Source organism: Streptomyces sp. NPDC091377 (assembly GCF_044757045.1).
GTDB lineage: Bacteria > Actinomycetota > Actinomycetes > Streptomycetales > Streptomycetaceae > Streptomyces.
Genome location: NZ_JBIVUE010000002.1, coordinates 478,025 through 495,125, shown reverse-complemented (window position 1 = coordinate 495,125; position 17,101 = coordinate 478,025). Strand labels below are relative to the sequence as shown.

At 71.9% G+C, this 17,101-nt stretch carries 17 protein-coding genes; 7 read left to right on the top strand and 10 right to left on the bottom strand.

Annotated elements, in window-relative coordinates:
* Positions 1 to 71: 71 nt before the first annotated feature.
* From ACIQNG_RS06220 to ACIQNG_RS06205, 4 genes are read right to left on the bottom strand one after another with little or no spacing between them, the layout of a single operon-like run.
* Positions 72 to 974 (bottom strand): ribokinase, encoded by a 903-nt coding sequence (locus ACIQNG_RS06220; RefSeq protein WP_401482827.1) that lies wholly within the window; start codon positions 972 to 974, stop codon positions 72 to 74.
* Positions 975 to 989: 15 nt separating this feature from the next.
* Positions 990 to 2,936, bottom strand: coding sequence for a substrate-binding domain-containing protein (locus tag ACIQNG_RS06215; protein WP_401482826.1), 1,947 nt, complete (start codon positions 2,934 to 2,936; stop codon positions 990 to 992).
* Positions 2,926 to 4,599: a sugar ABC transporter ATP-binding protein gene (locus ACIQNG_RS06210; RefSeq protein ID WP_401483062.1), complete on the bottom strand. Its 1,674-nt coding sequence runs from the start codon at positions 4,597 to 4,599 to the stop codon at positions 2,926 to 2,928. Before ACIQNG_RS06210 ends, ACIQNG_RS06215 begins: the two co-directional genes overlap by 11 nt.
* Positions 4,600 to 4,649: 50 nt before the next feature.
* Positions 4,650 to 5,720 (bottom strand): LacI family DNA-binding transcriptional regulator, encoded by a 1,071-nt coding sequence (locus ACIQNG_RS06205; protein WP_401482825.1) that lies wholly within the window; start codon positions 5,718 to 5,720, stop codon positions 4,650 to 4,652.
* A gap of 888 nt (positions 5,721 to 6,608) precedes the next feature.
* On the opposite strand from ACIQNG_RS06205, the gene ACIQNG_RS06200 reads away from it, so the two are divergent.
* Together ACIQNG_RS06200 and ACIQNG_RS06195 are read left to right on the top strand one after the other, a co-directional pair.
* Positions 6,609 to 7,520: an alpha/beta fold hydrolase gene (locus tag ACIQNG_RS06200; protein WP_401482824.1), complete on the top strand. Its 912-nt coding sequence runs from the start codon at positions 6,609 to 6,611 to the stop codon at positions 7,518 to 7,520.
* Positions 7,517 to 8,053 carry a hypothetical protein gene (locus tag ACIQNG_RS06195; protein ID WP_401482823.1) on the top strand — a complete coding sequence of 179 codons (537 nt, stop codon included), beginning with the start codon at positions 7,517 to 7,519 and terminating at the stop codon, positions 8,051 to 8,053. The genes ACIQNG_RS06200 and ACIQNG_RS06195 overlap by 4 nt, the downstream gene beginning before the upstream one ends.
* A 208-nt stretch (positions 8,054 to 8,261) precedes the next feature.
* Here ACIQNG_RS06195 and ACIQNG_RS06190 read toward each other — a convergent pair whose 3' ends face one another.
* The 5 genes from ACIQNG_RS06190 to ACIQNG_RS06170 all read right to left on the bottom strand — a co-directional run bounded on the left by ACIQNG_RS06190 (position 8,262) and on the right by ACIQNG_RS06170 (position 13,308).
* Positions 8,262 to 9,524, bottom strand: a complete 1,263-nt coding sequence (locus ACIQNG_RS06190; protein WP_401482822.1) for a CU044_5270 family protein — start codon at positions 9,522 to 9,524, stop codon at positions 8,262 to 8,264.
* 5 nt (positions 9,525 to 9,529) lie between these two features.
* Entirely contained in the window at positions 9,530 to 10,090 is a 561-nt protein-coding gene (locus ACIQNG_RS06185) for an RNA polymerase sigma factor (protein ID WP_401433121.1), read from the bottom strand.
* A gap of 89 nt (positions 10,091 to 10,179) precedes the next feature.
* Positions 10,180 to 11,034: an alpha/beta hydrolase gene (locus tag ACIQNG_RS06180; RefSeq protein WP_401482821.1), complete on the bottom strand. Its 855-nt coding sequence runs from the start codon at positions 11,032 to 11,034 to the stop codon at positions 10,180 to 10,182.
* Positions 11,035 to 11,183: 149 nt separating this feature from the next.
* Positions 11,184 to 11,861, bottom strand: a complete 678-nt coding sequence (locus ACIQNG_RS06175; RefSeq protein WP_401482820.1) for an ABC transporter ATP-binding protein — start codon at positions 11,859 to 11,861, stop codon at positions 11,184 to 11,186.
* A gap of 1 nt (position 11,862) precedes the next feature.
* The gene (locus tag ACIQNG_RS06170) at positions 11,863 to 13,308 is read right to left on the bottom strand and encodes an ABC transporter permease (RefSeq protein WP_401482819.1); all 1,446 of its coding nucleotides are present in this window, start codon (positions 13,306 to 13,308) and stop codon (positions 11,863 to 11,865) included.
* A gap of 141 nt (positions 13,309 to 13,449) precedes the next feature.
* On the opposite strand from ACIQNG_RS06170, the gene ACIQNG_RS06165 reads away from it, so the two are divergent.
* Positions 13,450 to 14,112, top strand: a complete 663-nt coding sequence (locus tag ACIQNG_RS06165; RefSeq protein WP_401482818.1) for a response regulator transcription factor — start codon at positions 13,450 to 13,452, stop codon at positions 14,110 to 14,112.
* 59 nt (positions 14,113 to 14,171) lie between these two features.
* Positions 14,172 to 15,347, top strand: coding sequence for a sensor histidine kinase (locus ACIQNG_RS06160; RefSeq protein WP_401482817.1), 1,176 nt, complete (start codon positions 14,172 to 14,174; stop codon positions 15,345 to 15,347).
* Here the strand turns inward: ACIQNG_RS06160 and ACIQNG_RS06155 are convergent.
* Positions 15,344 to 15,763: an ATP-binding protein gene (locus ACIQNG_RS06155; RefSeq protein ID WP_401433107.1), complete on the bottom strand. Its 420-nt coding sequence runs from the start codon at positions 15,761 to 15,763 to the stop codon at positions 15,344 to 15,346. The two genes, ACIQNG_RS06160 and ACIQNG_RS06155, sit on opposite strands and share 4 nt — an antisense overlap.
* Positions 15,764 to 15,889: 126 nt before the next feature.
* Between ACIQNG_RS06155 and ACIQNG_RS06150 the strand changes: the two genes are divergently transcribed.
* Genes ACIQNG_RS06150 through ACIQNG_RS06140 form a run of 3 tightly spaced genes read left to right on the top strand, consistent with a single transcriptional unit; the run spans position 15,890 to position 17,092 of the window.
* Positions 15,890 to 16,720 carry a helix-turn-helix domain-containing protein gene (locus ACIQNG_RS06150; protein WP_401482816.1) on the top strand — a complete coding sequence of 277 codons (831 nt, stop codon included), beginning with the start codon at positions 15,890 to 15,892 and terminating at the stop codon, positions 16,718 to 16,720.
* A gap of 8 nt (positions 16,721 to 16,728) precedes the next feature.
* Complete coding sequence (locus ACIQNG_RS06145) at positions 16,729 to 16,914, top strand: DUF397 domain-containing protein (protein ID WP_401483060.1); 186 nt, start codon at positions 16,729 to 16,731, stop codon at positions 16,912 to 16,914.
* Positions 16,901 to 17,092, top strand: a complete 192-nt coding sequence (locus ACIQNG_RS06140) for a DUF397 domain-containing protein (protein WP_401482815.1) — start codon at positions 16,901 to 16,903, stop codon at positions 17,090 to 17,092. Before ACIQNG_RS06145 ends, ACIQNG_RS06140 begins: the two co-directional genes overlap by 14 nt.
* The last annotated feature ends 9 nt before the right edge of the window (positions 17,093 to 17,101 follow it).

Here is a 17,101-nt window from a genome sequence, read left to right as displayed (position 1 = left end):
AAAGCAGGGGGCGGCCCGGTCACCGACGGGGCCGCCCTCCCGTTTACGCCCACGCGGCCGGCTGTCTCCGCTCAGAGCGCCGCGGCCTCCTCCGCCGTCGGGTACGACTCCTGCGCCCCGGCCCGGGTCACCGCCGCCGCTCCCACCCGGGCCGCGTACGCCGCCGCCTCCGGGAGGGACGCGCCGCGCCCCAGCCGCCAGGCCAGCGCGGCGGTGAACGCGTCCCCCGCGCCGGTCGTGTCCACCGCCTCCACCTTCACCGACGGCACCCGCACGACCTCCGGGCCCGACGCCACCAGCGCGCCCTCCGCGCCCAGGGTCACCACCACCGAGCGCGGGCCCTTGGCGAGAAGCAGCCGCGCCCAGTCGGCCGGTTCGTCGCTGACGCACGCGTCACCGAGGATCACCCGGGCCTCGTGCTCGTTCACGATCAGCGGATCGCACGCGGCGAGCACCTCACCGGGCAGCGGGCGCGGCGGCGACGGATTCAGCACGAACCGGCTGCCGGGCGCCAGGCTCCGCACCACCGCCACGACCGTCTCCAGCGGGATCTCCAACTGCGCGGACACCACCCGCGAGGCGTGGAAGAGACTCCCCGCCGCCCGGACGTCCCCCGGCAGCAGCCGGCCGTTGGCGCCCGGCGACACCACGATGCTGTTGTCCCCGGACGGGTCCACCGTGATCAGCGCGACCCCGGTCGGCGCCCCGCCCACCAGCACCCCCACCGTGTCCACGCCCGCCGTCCGCAGCGAGTCCAGCAGCAGCCGGCCGTACGCGTCGTCGCCCACCCGCGCCAGCAGCGCCGTACCGGCGCCGAGGCGGGCGGCGGCGACCGCCTGGTTGGCGCCCTTGCCGCCCGGATGGACCGCCAGGTCGGAGCCGAGCACCGTCTCCCCGGCCCCCGGCCGCCGCTCCACCCCGATCACCAGATCGGCGTTGGCGGAGCCGACGACCAGCAGGTCGTAGTCGTACATCAACCGTCTCCCTCGTCAGCCGCCGAACCCGGCGACGTTCTCCTCGGTGACCACCTTGACCGGCACCATCACCGTCTCGCCGACCTGCTCGCCGTCGGCGGCCTTGAGCGCGTTGTCCACGGCGATCCTGCCAAGTTCCGTCGGCTGCTGCGCCACGGACGCGAACAACGTGCCCGCCTCCACCGCCTTGAGCCCGTCCGGCGTACCGTCGAACCCGACGACCTGCACGGACTTCCCGGCCTTCGCGCCCAGCGCCTTGATCGCTCCGAGTGCCATCTCGTCGTTCTCGGCGAACACCCCGTCGACGTCCGGATGCGCCTGGAGCAGATTGGTCATCACGTCCAGGCCCTTGGTCCGGTCGAAGTCGGCGGGCTGCTTCGCGACGACCCGGATGCCGGGGAACTCCTTCAGCCCCTCGGCGAAGCCCGCCCCGCGCTCGCGGCTGGCGGACGTACCGGCCTGCCCCTGGAGGATCACGATGGTGCCGCGTCCGCCCAGCTGCTCGGCGAGCGCCCGCGCCCCGAGCCGTCCGCCCGCCACATTGTCGGAGGCGACCAGCGTGGCCGTCTCGGCCTGGTTGACGCCCCGGTCCACCCCGACGACCGGGATGTCGGCCTCGTTCGCGGCCCGTACGGAGGGACCCGCGGCGTCCGAGTCGACCGGGTTGACGATGATCGAGGTCAGCCCCTCGCTGGTGAAGTTCTGGAGCTGGTTGGCCTGCTGGGAGGCGTCGTTCTGGGCGTCCGTGACGGTCAGGTCCACGCCCCGCCGCTTCGCCTCGGCCTCCGCGCCCGCCCGGATCTGCACGAAGAAGGGGTTGTTGAGCGTGGACAGCGACAGCCCGACCTTCGGGTTCGCGGCCGAGGAGCCGTTGTGCAGCAGCGACGTCGCGCCCATGACGGCCGCCGCGACCACCGCCGCGAGGGCGTACGTCAACGCCTGCCGGCCCTTGCCGCCGCCCCCGGCGCCCGCCGCGGCCGCAGTGGCGCCCGCCTTGCGGCGCACCGTGTCCAGCAGCACCGCCAGCGCGATCACCACACCGATCACGACCTGCTGCCAGAAGGCCGACACCGACAGCAGATTGAGCCCGTTGCGCAGCACCGCGAGGATCAGCGCGCCGATGAGCGTCCCCGACGCCTTGCCCGTACCGCCCGCGAGCGAGGCGCCCCCGATGACCACGGCGGCGATCGCGTCCAGTTCGTAGCCCTGTGCGGCCTGCGGCTGCGCGGAGGAGAGCCGGGAGGCGAGCACGATGCCCGCCGCGGCGGCGAACAGCCCGGACAGCGCGTAGATCGCGAGCTTCTGCCGCTTCACCCGCAGCCCGGACAGCCGGGCCGCCTCCTCGTTGCCGCCGATCGCGTACATCGAGCGGCCCAGATACGTCCGGCCGAGCACGAACGCCGTGATCAGCCCCAGCACGATCATCACCAGCACGGGCACCGGCAGCCAGCCGCCCAGCGTGTCCCCGAGGTGCGAGACGGACTCGGGGAAGGCGATCGGCGAGCCCTGCGAGATCACCAGCGACAGCCCGCGCGCCACCGACAGCATCGCCAGCGTCGCGATGAACGGCGGCAGTTTCCCGTACGAGATCAGGAAGCCGTTGACCAGACCGCACGCGATGCCGGTCACCACGGCCAGCAGCACGGCGAGCGCGACCGGCACGCCCTCGCTGGTCGCGCTCCAGGCGAGGACGGTCGCGGAGAGCGCGGCGACCGAACCCACCGAGAGGTCGATCCCCGCGGACACGATCACGAACGTCACACCGAAGGCGAGGATCGCCGTCACGGCCGCCTGGACGCCGATGTTGAGCAGGTTGTCGGTGGTCAGGAAGTCGTCCGAGAGCGCCGACAGGGCGATGACGAGGACGATCAGCGCGGTGAGCGCGCCGTTGTCGAGCAGCAGCCGGCGCAGGCCCGCGGAGGTGCCGCCGCCCGTCCTGCCCTTGAGCGTGTCACTGGCCATGGGAGCGGCCCTCCGTCCGGTCGTCGTCGATGGGGGATGAGGATGGGGATGCGGATGGGGATGAGGATGGGGATGCGGATGGGGATGCGGATGGGGATGCCGATGCGGATGGGGACGGGGGTGAGGGTGGGGACGGAGGTGAGGGTGAGGGTGGGGGTGTCTCAGGTGTGCTGACGGCGAGGGCCATCACCGAGTCCTGGGTGGCCCGGTCGGCGGGGAGTTCGCCCGCGATCCGCCCCTGGGCCATCACCAGCACCCGGTCGCTCATCCCGAGCACCTCCGGCAGATCGCTGGAGATCATCACCACGGCGGCCCCGGCGGCGGTCAGTTCATTGATGAGCTGGTAGATCTCGACCTTGGCGCCGACGTCGATGCCGCGCGTCGGCTCGTCGAGGATCAGCACCTTGGTGTCGGCGAGCAGCCACTTGCCGATCACGACCTTCTGCTGATTGCCGCCCGACAGGGTGCGGACCTGCTGGTCGAGTCCGGCCATCCGCACCCCGAGCTGTCCGGCGATCCGCGCGGCGTCCGCCCGCTGCCCCTTGAGGTCCACGACCCCGCCCCGCGCGGCACGGCGCAGCGTCACCAGCCCGAGGTTGTCCGCCACCGAGGCGTCGAGGACCAGCCCCTGCCCCTTGCGGTCCTCGGGGACCAGCCCGATCCCCGCGGTGAGCGCGGCGCCGACGTCATGGGCGCGGACGGCGGCACCGCAGACCCGTACCGCCCCCCGGTCGTAGGGGTCGGCCCCGAACACGGCCCGCACGACCTCGGTGCGTCCGGCGCCGACCAGCCCCGCGATCCCCACCACCTCACCGGCGTGCACCTCGAAACTCACGTCGTGGAACACCCCGTCCCGGGTGAGCCCCTCGACACTGAGCAACGCGGGCCCCCGGTCGGGCCGTTCGCGCGGATACTGCTGGTCGATCGAGCGTCCGACCATGAGCCGTACGAGATCGTCCTCGGGCGTGGCGGCGGGCACCTCGCCGACGCTGCGCCCGTCACGGATGACGGTCACCCGGTCGCCCAGGGCGGCGATCTCCTCCAGGTGATGGGTGATGAACACGACCCCGACCCCGTCCGCGCGCAAGCGGCGCACGATCGCGAAGAGCCTCTCGACCTCCTCGGTCGTCAGCACGGCGGTCGGCTCGTCCATGATCAGCACGCGGGCGTCGAGACTGAGCGCCTTGGCGATCTCGACCATCTGGAGCCGGGCGATGCCCAGTTCCCGGACCCGGGTGCGGGGCGAGACCCGGACGCCCACGCGCGCGAGGAGCGTCTCGGCGTCGGCCTCCATCCGCCGCCGGTCGATCACCCCGAACCGGCGCGGCTGCCGCCCCAGGAAGATGTTCTCGGCGACGGTCAGATCGGGGACGAGGTTGAACTCCTGGTAGATGGTGGCGATCCCGAGCCGCTCGGAGTCCTGGGCGCCCTGGATCCGCACCTCGCGGCCGTCGACCAGGATCCGCCCCGCGTCGGGCGTGTGAGCGCCGGAGAGCATCTTGATGAGGGTGCTCTTCCCGGCCCCGTTCTCGCCGAGCAGGACATGCACCTCGCCCCGCCGTAGCTGGAAGTCCACCCCGTCCAGGGCGACGACACCGGGGAACGCCTTGCGGACGCCCTCGACGCGCAGCAGTTCGGGCGCGACCGGTTCCTCCGCGTTCACGGCTCGTTGCTCGTTCTCGGCTCGCTGCTCGTTCGCGGCACGCTGCTCGTTCACGGCTCACTCCTGTTCGTGGCAGGGGAGGGGGCGGGTACGGACGGCTCATCGCCCCGTGCCCCGCACGAGCGGCGTACGACCAGCCGCGCGGGCAGCGTCACGGACCGGGGGGAGCGCCCCTCGATGACGTCGACCAGCGCCCGTACCGCGGCCCGCCCCAGTTCCCCGGTCGGCTGGGCGATGGCGGTGATCGGCGGATCGGTGTGCACGAACCACCGGATGTCGTCGAACGCGGCCAGCGCGATGTCGTCGGGCACCCGCAGCCCCCGGGCGCGCAGCGCGTCCAACGCGCCCAGCGCCATCAGGTTGTCGGCGGCGAAGACGACCTCGGGAGGCTCCGGCAGCGCGAGGAACGCCTCGGTGGCCCGGCGCCCGCTCTCGGCCTGGAAGTCGCCCTGGCCGATCCAGGCGTCCGGCAGCGGGATCCCGTACTCGGCCATGGCCTCCCGGAACGCGTCCACCCGCTCGCTGCCGGTGGTGGTGGAGGGCGGCCCGGCGATGATCGCGAGGCGCCGGTGGCCGAGGGCGTGCAGATGCGCGACCAGGTCCCTTACGGCCGCGCGCCCGTCGGATCGTACGACGGGGACGTCCACGCCCGGGATCCACCGGTCCACGAAGACCATCGGCGTGCCCGCGCGGGCGGCGTCGGCCAGCAGGGGCGTGCCGCCGTCGGCGGGGGAGGCGGTGGGGGAGTCGGTGGGGGAGACGAGTAACCCGTCGATCCGCCGGTCGAGCAGGGTGCGGACGTGGTGGTCCTGGATCTCGGGGCGTTCGTCGGCGTTGCCGATGATCACGCTGTAGCCGAGGGCGCGGGCCTCGTCCTCGACGGAGCGGGCGAGTTCCGTGAAGTACGGATTGAGCACGTCCGGGATGACCAGACCGAGGGTACGGGTCTGGTCGGTGCGCAGAGAGCGGGCGACGGCGTTGGGCCGGTACCCGAGCGCCTCCACGGCGGCCAGCACGCGGGCGCGGGCGTCCGCGCTCACCGAGGGATGCGCGTTCAGCACGCGCGACACCGTGGCGACGGACACACCCGCCGCGGCGGCGACATCCTTGATGCCCGCCATCGCGGACCCACCTCCTTGTGGAACCGACCGACCTGAGACTTCCGGCCGGGCCGCCACGTGAAATCGATGAAATCGATGACACGGCGGCCCCGTGCGGACGATTGGAAACGATTACACGAGCGCGGGGCAAGGGCTGGGGCAACGGCGAAATCCAATCGTGACCGTGGGTTGGGAGGGAATCGTGGCGGTGGGCTGGGAGGGATGTGGCGGTGGGCCGGGAGGGACGTGGCTTTGGGCCGGGGGGAGCGTGGCGGTGGGTCGGAGGGAGCGTGGCGGTGGGCCGGGGGGATCGTGGCCGTGGGCCGGAAGGGAATCGCGACCGTGGGCCGGAGGGAGCGTGGCGGTGGGTTGGGAGGGAATCGTGGCGGTGGGTCGGGGGGAGCGTGGCGGTGGGTCGGAGGGATGTGGCTGTGGGCCGGGGGGAGCGTGGCCGTGGGCCGGGAGGGAGCGTGGCCGTGGGCCGGGAGGGAGCGTGGCCGTGGGCCGGAAGGGAATCGTGGCCGTGGGCCGGAGGGAGCGTGGCGGTGGGCCGGAGGGGACGTGGCGGTGGCCCGGAAGGGGACGTGGCGGTGGGCCGGAGGGGACGTGGCGGTGGGCCGGAAGGGGACGTGGCCGCGGGCTGAAGGGGACGTGGCTGTGGGCCGGAGGGGACGTGGCTGCGGGCCGGAACGGGACGTGGCCGAGGGCCGGGGGGGAACGTGGCTGTGGGCCGGAGGGGATGTGGCGGTGGGTCGGAGGGACGCGACCGCGGGCCGGAAGCCAATCGCGGCCGTGGCCCGGAAGGAGGAGGTGGGGCGTCGGGGCGTCGGAGCGTCGGGGCGTCGGTCCGTCGGAGCGTCGGTCGAAAGTCGGATGCGTGACGTCGGTGTGGCGGTCAGGATGCGGTTCATGACTGTGTACGTGGAGGACCCGGCCCGGTTGGGGGAGAGCGCGCTCCCGGACGGGCGGCGGCTCGGCTGGGCCGAGTGGGGACCGCCGGACGGGGTGCCGGTGCTGCTGTGCCCCGGGGCGGCGACCAGCCGTTGGCTGGGGGTCGGGGCGGGGGCCGCGGACGCGCTGGGGGTGCGCCTGGTGTCGGTGGACCGCCCGGGCCTCGGCGCCTCGACCCCGGCGCCGGGCCGCACCTTCGCCGACTTCGCGGCCGACATCCGCCGGCTCTGCGCCCTGCGCGGCCTGGGCCGCCCCGCCGCCGTCGGGAACTCGCAGGGCGCCCCCTTCGCGCTGGCCTGCGCGGTGGAGGGGGCCGTGTCGGCGCTGGCGGTGGTGTCCGGCGCGGACGAGGTGGCGGCCCCGGCGTTCGCGCCCTCGCTGCCGCCGGAGGTGCGGGGGCTGGTGGAGCGGACGGCGGCGGATCCGGCCGGCGCGGAGGAGTTCTTCGCGGGCTTCACGGCCGACGCGATGCGGACGCTGGTGATGTCCGCGAGCCCCGAGACCGACCTCGCCGTCTACCGGGAACCCGGCTTCGCGGCGGCGTACCGCCGGGCACTGGAGGAGGGGTTCGCGCAGGGCGCGGCGGGATACGCGCGGGACACGGTACTGGCGACGGGGCGCTGGCCCTTCGCCCTGCGGGCGATCGGCGTCCCGGTGCGGATCTGGTACGGCGAGCGGGACGAGAGCCACTCACCGGACCACGGCGCGACCCTCGCCGCACGGATGCCGGGCGCCCGGCGCCGGGTCGTGGAGGGGGCGGGCGGAGCCCTGCTGTGGACCCACACGGAGGAGATCCTCGCCGGGTTGATCAGGGACATGGACCGCGAGCGGGCGCACCGGGCGACCGACCGGAACCGCGACGCCTCGTGACCCGCCCCCTCCTCTACCTCGACGTGGACGGCCCCCTCAACCCGTACGCCGCGAAGCCGGAAAGACGCCCCGCGGGCTATGTGACCCTGAGGGTGCCGCGGATCGGTGGGGACCCCGAGGACCGGTACCGGCTCACCCGGCGCCCCCTGCGGGTCTGGCTCGCCCCGGGGCACGGACCGGCCCTGCTCGGGCTGGGTTACGACCTGTGCTGGGCGACCACATGGATGGCGGAGGCCAACCGCTGGATCGCCCCGGTGCTCGGCCTGCCCGAACTCCCCTTCGTGGACTTCGGCGACGCGCTGTTCCAGGAGCGCCCCGACGGTGTGCACTGGAAGACCGCGCCGTTGGTGGACCACGCCGACGGCCGCCCGTTCGCATGGGTGGACGACGAACAGAGCGAACGGGACCAGGCGTACGTCACCGCGCACCACCGCGCGCCGGCCCTGCTGCACCACGTCGACCCGAGGATCGGCCTGCGCGAGGACGACTTCCGGGCGTTGGCCGACTTCGGCCGCTCGGCTGCCGGAGGCTGATGCCGGTCCCGCCGGTCCCGCCGGTCCCCCCGGTTCCCCCGGTCCGCAGAGTGCCGCCGTACGGGCCGCCGTACGGGCCGCCGTACGGGCCGCCGTACGGGCCGTCGTGCAGGCCGCCGTACGGCCTGAGGGGGCGGGCGTGCCGGAGCCGTGCGGGGGTGGCCGCCCGGGCGGGCGACCACCCCTGTAGGTGGGCGGGTGCCCCGGGTCAGTCCTTCGGCTCCGGGGGGTTCTTCGGCAGTTCGGTCGGGATCTTGAGCATGTCCTGGTCGAAGGGCGGCTCGGTGTCGGTCCAGCGCTGGGTCAGGGTGGTGGAGTAGCGGATGGTCTCGCCCTTCTTCCAGCCGTCGTACGCGCGGGTGGTGACGTCCAGGGTGCCGAGCGGCGCACCCGTCTTGCGGTCCAGGACCAGCCTGACCTCAAGGCCACCGTCACCGGAGGGCAGGGCCACCCCGTTCCCCTTCCGCCCGGACCGGTCCTCGATCACCCCCAGGTCCCGAACCTTCGGGTCCTCCGACAGCAGCCGGTAGGCGGCGGCGCGCTGCTCGGGGCTGACGGGCAGTCGGGCGGCGACCTCAAGGATGTGCGCCCGCACGAGCCGGTCGATGATCTCGTCCGGAGCGTTGTACTTCTGGTCGACCAGGTCGGTCAGCCAGGTCCGCAGCGCCTTGTGGTCGGTCGGCAGGTCCTTCAGCTGGTCCAGGCCCAGATCGGCCTCGCCCACGACGGAGACGGTGTCATGGGGGACGTCGTCGTCCTCGGTGTTGGGGACGTCCTGGAGGAACACACCTGTCCCGTCGTAACGGGCCTCGCCCTCCTCACCGGGAAGGATCCACTTCTTGGGTGATCCCGCGGCCTTCCAGGCCCGCTCGTCCTCGGCGGAAGCGGGCCTCGTGCCGATGTCGCTGCTCTGCTGCCAGCGCTCCGTCCAGTCCCCGGCCTGCCACTGCTGTGATGTCTGCCGCCTGTCGATGACATACCCGGCGCCACCGTCGCCCCCGGCCACCTGGTGCAGGGAGCCCGACTGCTCCTCCTGGTACCAGAAGTCGCCGCCCTCGCCCTGGCGGTCGCCCGCCTCCAACTGCGCGGCGGCGGCCAGCAGATAGCCCTGCCCGGAGTCCATGGCGTCCGTGCCCGCCCCGGATCCGCCGCCCCCGCCCTGCACCACGGTCAGGGTGACCCCGATGGCGATCGCCGCCGACACCGAGGCCATGGCCCAGCGGGGCCGCGCCGGGACACGGGGCTTCAGACCGGTCGCCGTACGACGGGGGCGCGGCCCGTCGGCCTGGACGGCGGTGGCGAGTTCCCGCACCCGGGTCGCCGGGTCGGCGACGGCCCCGTCGTCCAGCGCGGCGGGCCGGGCGGCGGCGAGCCGCGCCATGATGTCGTCCCCGGCGCGGGTGCCGCTGTTCCTCGCTGTCCCCATCGTCCCCGTCGTCCCCGTCGTCCCCATCATTCTCGTCGTCCTCATCGTCCTCACACTTCCTCTCGTACGAGCGAGACCCGGGGGCGGGCGGACGCCGACTGCGGCGGCGGAGCGGGCATGCTCCCCAGCGCCCTGGTCAGCCGTCTGCGGGCACGGTGGAGCCGTACGCGCATGGCTGCCGCCGAACATCCGACGACCTTCGCCGCCTCGGCCGGGGTGAGCCCCTGCCAGGCGGCGAGGATCAGCACGTCGCGGTCGTCGTCCGGCAACTGGGCCAGGGCCCGGAGCAGATCACTGCGGTCGGCGACATCGTCGGCGATGTCGCCGGTGCGGCCGTGATCCCCCCGCTCCGTCCACACCTTCAGCTCGGCCGCGAACGACTCCCGTCTGACCTCGGCGCGTACCGAGTCACGCAGCACGTTCCGCGCCACGCCGAGCAGCCAGGGCAGCGGGGCGGCCGGGAGTTCCGCCCGCCGTCGCCAGGCGATGGCGAAGGTCTCGCTCACCACCTCGTCGGCGACCTGCCGCCCGGCTCTGCTGACCACGTAGGCCCATACGCGTGTGCGGCAGTCGTCGTACATCGCGGTGAAGCGGTCTTCGTCGTCGGCCACCGCCTGCACCTCCGTCCCCTCCGGTGTTCTCTGTCCTGAGGAAGTGGTGTGGGGGAGCCGAACGTTACAGACGGATTCGCGGACGGCCCCTACTCGGGTGCGAGGGCGGGCAGGGCCGCCGCGATCGCGTCGGCGAGGGCGGCGGGCCGGGACAGGAAGGGGGAGTGGGAGGAGTCGAGTTCGGTGACGGTCGTGGGCGTGGCGGACACGGCGTCGATCTCCTTGACGAAGCGGCGCTGGAGGGCGACGGGGAGGACGTTGTCCCGGCCGCAGACCACGTAGGAGTGCGGGACGCTGCCGTAGCGTTCCGGGGTGAGGGTCAGGGGCTCGATGGGTATGCCCGCCGGGGCGTCCGTGCCCAGCAGGGCGATCGCGGCGTCCGCCGTACGGTCGTCGAGGTCGTTGTAGAAGGCTTCCTTGAGCAGATCGCGCCGCTCCGGGTCACCCGTGTCGATGCGCATCGCGCCCACGCGGGCGGGGCCGGCGGCGACCAGCCGGTCCAAGCTGTCGCTCGTGTTCTCCGGGCAGGTGGTGTAGTGGACCGCGGGCAGCCCGCTGACCGGGGCGAACGCGGCGACGTAGACCAGCCCGCCGACCAGTTCGGGCACGAGTTCCGCTACGGCGGTGGCGACCACGCCGCCCATGCTGTGCGCCACCACGAGACAGGGCCGGCCGGCGCCGATCGTCCGGATCTGGTCGGCGAGGACGGCCGCCGCGGAGGACGCGGTGACCCCCGCGACCGGCGACCGCTCGGTGGCGAACGCCGCCGCGTCGAAGGGCCGCGACCAGCGGGAGCGGGGGGCGGGCCCGCGCAGCCCGTGGCCGTCCATGTCGACCGCGACCGACGCGACCCCGAGGGCGGCCAGTTGCTCGGTCACCGGACTCCAGCACCAACTGCCGTGCCAGAAGCCGTGGACCAGGACGACGGGCGGGGAGTCATGCATGTTCTTCCTCCTGGGTTCGGGACAGGCGACGTGACACATCGAGCCTTCCGCCCGGACGACCCGCCCATGCCGCCGCCGAGACACAGCGGGCGAGCCGGGACCATGTCCATGCGGACGTCACCCAACGGGGGAGGGATCGGCAGGGGTGATCAAGGTCCGGTTGTCAGTCTGCCGCGTTTGAGGCGGAGCACCTCGTCGGAGGCGTCGGCCACGTCCCGTGAGTGGGTCACCAGGATCACGCACTTGCCGTCGTCGTGCGCCAGTTTGCGGAACACCTCGATGATCCCGGCGGCGGTGTCCTGGTCGAGGCTGCCGGTGGGTTCGTCGGCGAAGAGGATGTCAACTTCGCAGGCGAGGGCGCGGGCGATGGCGACGCGCTGCTGCTGGCCGCCGGAGAGCTGGAGCGTGCGGCGGTGCCGGTCGGACTCCTCCACGCCGAGCAGGCCGAGGAGTTCGGCGGCGCGTTTGCGCTTGTTGACGCCTTTCACACCGGTGATCTCCATGGCGGAGGTGATGTTCTGGACGGCCGTCATGTAGGTGAGCAGGTTCAGTGACTGGAAGACCGTGGCCACATGGCGGTTGCGGTAGCGGCCCAGCCCGATCCCGGCGATGTCCTCGCCCTTGAAGTGGACGGTGCCGCTGGTCGGTGAGTCGAGGCCGCTGGCGAGGGAGAGGAGTGTGGTCTTGCCGCTGCCGGAGGGGCCGATGACGGAGTACATCCGGCCTTCCTCGAAGGAGTGGTGGACGTCCTTGAGGACGGTGCGGCGGCTGTTCCCGGACTGATAGGTGCGGCTCAGGCCGGTGAGTCGCAGGATCGGGGTGGCCATGTCAGTCGCCCTTCGTGAGGATGTCGCGCGGGTGCAGGCGCAGCACCCGGATGCCGGGAACGAGCGTGGCGAGGGCCGCGATTCCGAGGCCGGTGGCGCCGACCGCGCCGATGTCGCCCGCGCCGAGCCTGATGTCGATGGAGTCGATGGGCTCCACCTCCTCCGGGGCGTCCTCCTGGAGGGCGGTGCCGGTGGGGTCGGTGAGATCCGGCTGAGGGCCCTGGCCGGCGGGGGAGTCCCGGGCGGCGGAGACCTGACCGGAGAGCAGGTGATCACCGACGCCCTGGGCGATGAACTGACTGCCCGCGGTGGCGAGACCGATCGCCGGCAACGCGCAGGCGACCACCTCCACCAGGTGCTGGCCGAGCAGCTTGGGCTTCTTCTCGCCGAGGGAGAGCAGAATGCCCATCTCCTTGCGGCGTTCCCGCAGGTTGGAGGCGATGATCAGGGCGAGGATGACGGTGCCCGCGACCGCGACCAGCCACACGGTGAGGGAGGCGAAGTCCGCCGTCTTGCCGATGGGCCCGACCAGCGTCCTGTACTGCTTGTCGTTGACGCTCAGCGGGAAGATCTCGGGGTCCACCCCGGCCGCCCCGGCGTCCGCCTTGAGCCGGTCCAGGTCATCGGGGTCGCGCAGGGTGAAGGTGGCCGTCTGGACGGTGCCGCCGTCGGCGCTGAGTTTCCGGCCCTCAAGGCGGGTCGCGCCGTCCACGGTGACGTAGATCTGGTTCGAGGGCGCGTGCATCGGCGGTAGGTAGGTGCTGGGGTCGGCCGTGTTGTTGCGGTAGATGCCGCTGACGACGAAGTCGGTCTCCTTGGTGGTCAGGCTGCCGTCGGGCTTCATGACGTTGGCGTTGAGCTTGACCTTGTCGCCGACCTTGAGGTCGTTGTCCTCGGCGACCCGCTCCTCGATCACGACCATGTCGCTGCCGCTGTCCGGTGTGATCCCGGAGCCGGAGACGATTTTCGAGTCGCCGTTGCGGAAGTCCTTGACCGAGTTCAGATCGCGGACACCGTCCGCCTTGAAGAAGTCCACCCCGGTGGTGTCCTGGCCGGTCGGCGGCGGAACCGGCTGATGGAGTCCGACCTGGTCCGTGGCGGCGGCCACCCCGTCCTTCGTGTAGTTGCACCTGGCCACGACCGATGACGCGCAGATCTTGTCCACCAGGGCGCGGGGCAGATCGGCGTCCGGGCCGATCATCCCCGGCTGCCCGTCGTCGCCGGCCGGTGTGCCCTTGCCCGCGTCCAGGTAGGCGTTCAGATCCAGCTGCATGGTGGCCACCGCGCCCACGCTGTTCTTGGCCGACTCGGCGGCGCGTGCCGCGGCGGACTGGATCAGGAACCCGGACAGGACCAGGGTGCAGATGACGGTGAACAGACCGACGAGCATCACGGTCTTGCCCGGCTGGCCCCGCAGCCGCCACCAGGCTCGTTTGAACAGATTCATGGCCCTCACGCTAGGAGGACGGGGTTTTCGGGGAGGTTTGCTCGCGGGTCGCCCCGGCGGGGGTCTCATACACGGATCAAAGGTGCCGTTTGGTAGGACGGACCCGGTAGGCCCACGGATGAAGAGCAGAGGGTGTCGCGGGTGCGGGTACTGGTGGTCGAGGACGAGCGGTACATGGCGCGGGTCCTGGAGATCGGGTTGCGCAGGGAGGCGATCGCGGTCGACGTGGTGTACGACGGGGCGGCGGCGCTGGAGCGGCTCACCGTCTACGACTACGACGCCGTGGTCCTCGACCGGGACCTGCCCGAGGTCCACGGCGACGAGGTGTGCCGCCGGATCGTCGCCCTGGGCCTGGACTGCCGCGTCCTGATGCTGACGGCCGCCGCACGGCTCGGCGACAAGGTCGAGGGCCTCGGCCTCGGCGCCGACGACTACCTGGCGAAACCCTTCGACTTCCCCGAGCTGGTCGCCCGGCTGCGGGCGCTGTACCGCCGCAGTCCCATGGCCCACGCCCCGGTCCTCACCTTCGCCGACGTACGGCTGGACACCCACCGCCGCCGGGTCACCCGCGCGGGCACCGAGATCCGCCTCACCGCGAAGGAACTCACCGTCCTGGAGCTGCTGATGCGGGCCGACGGCGGGGTCCTGAGCGCCGAGTACCTCCTCGACAAGGCATGGGACGTGCACACCGACCCCTTCACCAACGCGGTCCGCCTCGTGGTGCACACCCTGCGCAAGAAACTCGGCCAGCCCCGCCTGGTCCACACCACGATCGGCGTGGGCTACTACCTGGGCGCCCCATGAGACGACCGGTCCCGAAGCGCCGACGGACCCGGACCGGGACCCGGACCCGGACCCGGACGTTGAGCATCCACGGCCGGCTCTTCCTCGGCTTCGCCACCGCCCTGGGGGCGTGCGCCGCGCTGATGGTCGCGATCATCTACGTCGGGATGCGCTTCCTTCCCACGTACGACTTCAGCCGGACCGTCATCGTCCCGGAAACCGTCCTCCCCGCGTCCTCCGCCCCGGCCTCGGAGCCCCTCCAGCCGGCCGAAGTCGGCCCGGTGCGGGGCGGGGGCACCGATCACCTGGCCAGCATCTCCAGCAAGGAGGACGTCTGGGACACGGTCCTGCTGGTGTCCGCCGGCGGGGTGCTCCTGGTGATGACGCTCGGCCTCGGCACCGGCTGGCTGCTCTCCCGACGGCTGCTGGCCCCCCTGCACTCCATCAGCGAAGCCGCGGCCAAGGCGGCGGACGGCAACCTGACGGAACGTATCCGCGCGCGCGGCCCCGAGGACGAGCTGAAACAACTGGCCGACACCTTCGACACCATGTTGACCCGCCTGGAGCGGTCCTTCAGCGCCCATCAGCGGTTCGCCGCCAACGCCTCCCACGAACTGCTCACGCCCCTCGCGACCACCCGGGCCGCCCTCCAGGTCGCCGCCGACGCCCCGACCGGCGAGGAACTCGCCGAACTCACCTCGCTGCTCCAGGAGACCAACGAGCGCAACATCAGTGTCGTACGGGCCCTGCTCGACCTCGCCGCGGCGGACCACGCCCCCTTCGACCCCGACCCGGTCGACCTCGCCGACCTCGTGGAACGGGCCGCCGCGGACCGTGCCGGGCAGGCGCAGTCGAGCGGGGTCCGCCTGACCGTTGACACCGAGCCCGACTGCGAGGTCATGGGCAACGCCACCCTGCTGCGGCAACTGATCCTCAACCTCCTCGACAACGCCCTCACCCACAACGTTCCCGAGGCCGGCGTGGTCCACCTCGCCGTCGTCCAGAACGAGACGACGGTGGTGGTGGAGGTGGAGAACACCGGCCCGTACGTCGAACCCGCCGTGGTGGAACGGCTCTTCGAGCCCTTCTACCGGGCCAGGTCCCGGGTCGGCAGCGACCGTTCGGGCCACGGTCTGGGCCTGGCCATCGTCCGCTCCATCGCCGCCTCCCACCACGGCACGGCCACCGCGACCGGGAACCCCGCCGGGGGCCTCACCTTGCGGATCGAACTCCCGAAGTCGCCTGACGGTCCCTAGGCCGTCCCCAGCTCGCACCACACGTACTTGCCCCGGTCCCCGAACCGGGCGGACGGCTGCCAGCCCCAGTGATCGGCACACGCCACGACCAGGCCGAGCCCCCGGCCACCCTCCTCCAAGTCCCCTGGCGAATCAGCGGGCTTGGGCGGCTCCGGTGGCCCCGGGTCGGTGTCCCACGCCCCGATCCACACCATGCCCCGCGGATTGCGCCGCACCCTGAGCGCGGCCGGGCCGGGAGTGTGCCGCACGGCGTTGCCGACCAGCTCGGCCGCGAGCAGCTCCGCGGTGTCGACCAGTTGGACGAGGCCGTGCAGGGTGAGGATGAGACGCAGGGTACGGCGGCATACCGTGACCGCGCGGGGGTCGTTGGGGATGTAGAGGGTGTAGTCCCAAGCCTCGGAGGCGCGTTCGGACATGCGTCACCAACTCCGTTCCGTTGAGTAGCCGTCGCGTCACTGAAGGTAAGTCTAAATGTATAGACGTAGCAAGCTGATCGCGTAATCTGGCGCTCAACGAGGTTCGAGAAAGGAGCGTTTGAGGACGTGAGGCGCGAAGTGACGGCACGCCAACTCAGGCTGGCGACTGAGCTGCGCAGGCTGCGTGAAGCGGCCGGATTCAGCGCCCGTCAGGCGGCGGCGCTGCTCGGGGTGAGTCCGGCCCAGATCACCCACATCGAATCCGCGCTGGCGGGGGTGAGTGAGCAGCGGTTGCGTCGACTTGCTTCGCATTACGCCTGTAAGGATGAGGAGTTCATCAAGGCTCTGGTCGCAATGGCCACTGATCGGACCAAGGGGTGGTGGGAGGAGTACCGGGGGTTGCTGCCCACTCCGTTCCTCGATCTGGCCGAGTTGGAGCACTACGCCCGGTTCCAGCGGCACGTGGCCATCCTGTACGTGCCAGGTCTGTTGCAGACGGAGGACTACGCGCGGGCTGTCTTCTCGGCGAGACTGCCTGAGCTGACCCCAGAGGAGGTGGAGTTGCGCATCCAGCACAGAATGGCTCGTCAGTCCACGGCTGTTCCGTACGAAGCGGTGCTGCACGAGGCGGCCCTGCGGATCCGGGTCGGTGACCGGGCGGCGTCAAGAGCCCAACTGGCCCGCCTTCTGGAAGTCTCCGAGAAGGACCATGTCACCCTGCGGGTCATTCCGTTCGACCAGGACGGCTTCGCCAGGGCATCCAGCACGATGACTTACGTCGGCGGCCCGTTGCCCAAGCTGGATACGGTCCTCCGCGATGCCCTGCACGGCTCTGCCTTCATCGATTCCGAGGCCCAGCTCAACACCTATCGCACGAGTCTTCGTAAGGTGGAGGCTGCATCACTCGACCCTGAACGGTCACGTGCGTTCATCCACACCCTTACGAAGGAGCTGTGAGCGCCCCCATGGACACCTGGCGGAAGTCGTCCTACTCAGGCCCCGGCGACGGCAACGAGTGCGTCGAGATCGCAACCACCCCCACCCGGGTCGGCATACGTGACTCCAAGGACCGTGCTCTAGGGTCCTTGAGCTTTCCTGTCGAGGCGTTCGCCTGCTTCCTGGAGGCGGTGAGGGTCCATGACCGGCCGTGAGACATGGTGGAAGTCGTCCTACTCAAGCTTCGGCGACGGCGACTCCTGCGTAGAGATCGCAACCACCCCCACCCGCATCCGTATCCGCGACTCCAAAGCCCCCGCTCAAGGCCCCCTCGCCTTCCCCGTCTCTGTGTTCGTCCTCTTTCTCGATGCCGTGAGGCGCGGCGGGCGTTGATGTCGGGGG

What these genes read in the sequence shown, in the direction of transcription:
- ACIQNG_RS06220 (WP_401482827.1), bottom strand. Translation starts at nt 974, where the DNA reads ATGTACGACTACGACCTGCTGGTCGTCGGCTCCGCCAACGCCGATCTG.
- ACIQNG_RS06145 (WP_401483060.1), top strand. Translation starts at nt 16,729, where the DNA reads ATGGACACCTGGCGGAAGTCGTCCTACTCAGGCCCCGGCGACGGCAAC.
- ACIQNG_RS06215 (WP_401482826.1), bottom strand. Translation starts at nt 2,936, where the DNA reads ATGGCCAGTGACACGCTCAAGGGCAGGACGGGCGGCGGCACCTCCGCG.
- ACIQNG_RS06190 (WP_401482822.1), bottom strand. Translation starts at nt 9,524, where the DNA reads ATGAGGACGACGAGAATGATGGGGACGACGGGGACGACGGGGACGATG.
- ACIQNG_RS06180 (WP_401482821.1), bottom strand. Translation starts at nt 11,034, where the DNA reads ATGCATGACTCCCCGCCCGTCGTCCTGGTCCACGGCTTCTGGCACGGC.
- ACIQNG_RS06155 (WP_401433107.1), bottom strand. Translation starts at nt 15,763, where the DNA reads ATGTCCGAACGCGCCTCCGAGGCTTGGGACTACACCCTCTACATCCCC.
- ACIQNG_RS06140 (WP_401482815.1), top strand. Translation starts at nt 16,901, where the DNA reads ATGACCGGCCGTGAGACATGGTGGAAGTCGTCCTACTCAAGCTTCGGC.
- ACIQNG_RS06200 (WP_401482824.1), top strand. Translation starts at nt 6,609, where the DNA reads ATGACTGTGTACGTGGAGGACCCGGCCCGGTTGGGGGAGAGCGCGCTC.
- ACIQNG_RS06170 (WP_401482819.1), bottom strand. Translation starts at nt 13,308, where the DNA reads ATGAATCTGTTCAAACGAGCCTGGTGGCGGCTGCGGGGCCAGCCGGGC.
- ACIQNG_RS06175 (WP_401482820.1), bottom strand. Translation starts at nt 11,861, where the DNA reads ATGGCCACCCCGATCCTGCGACTCACCGGCCTGAGCCGCACCTATCAG.
- ACIQNG_RS06205 (WP_401482825.1), bottom strand. Translation starts at nt 5,720, where the DNA reads ATGGCGGGCATCAAGGATGTCGCCGCCGCGGCGGGTGTGTCCGTCGCC.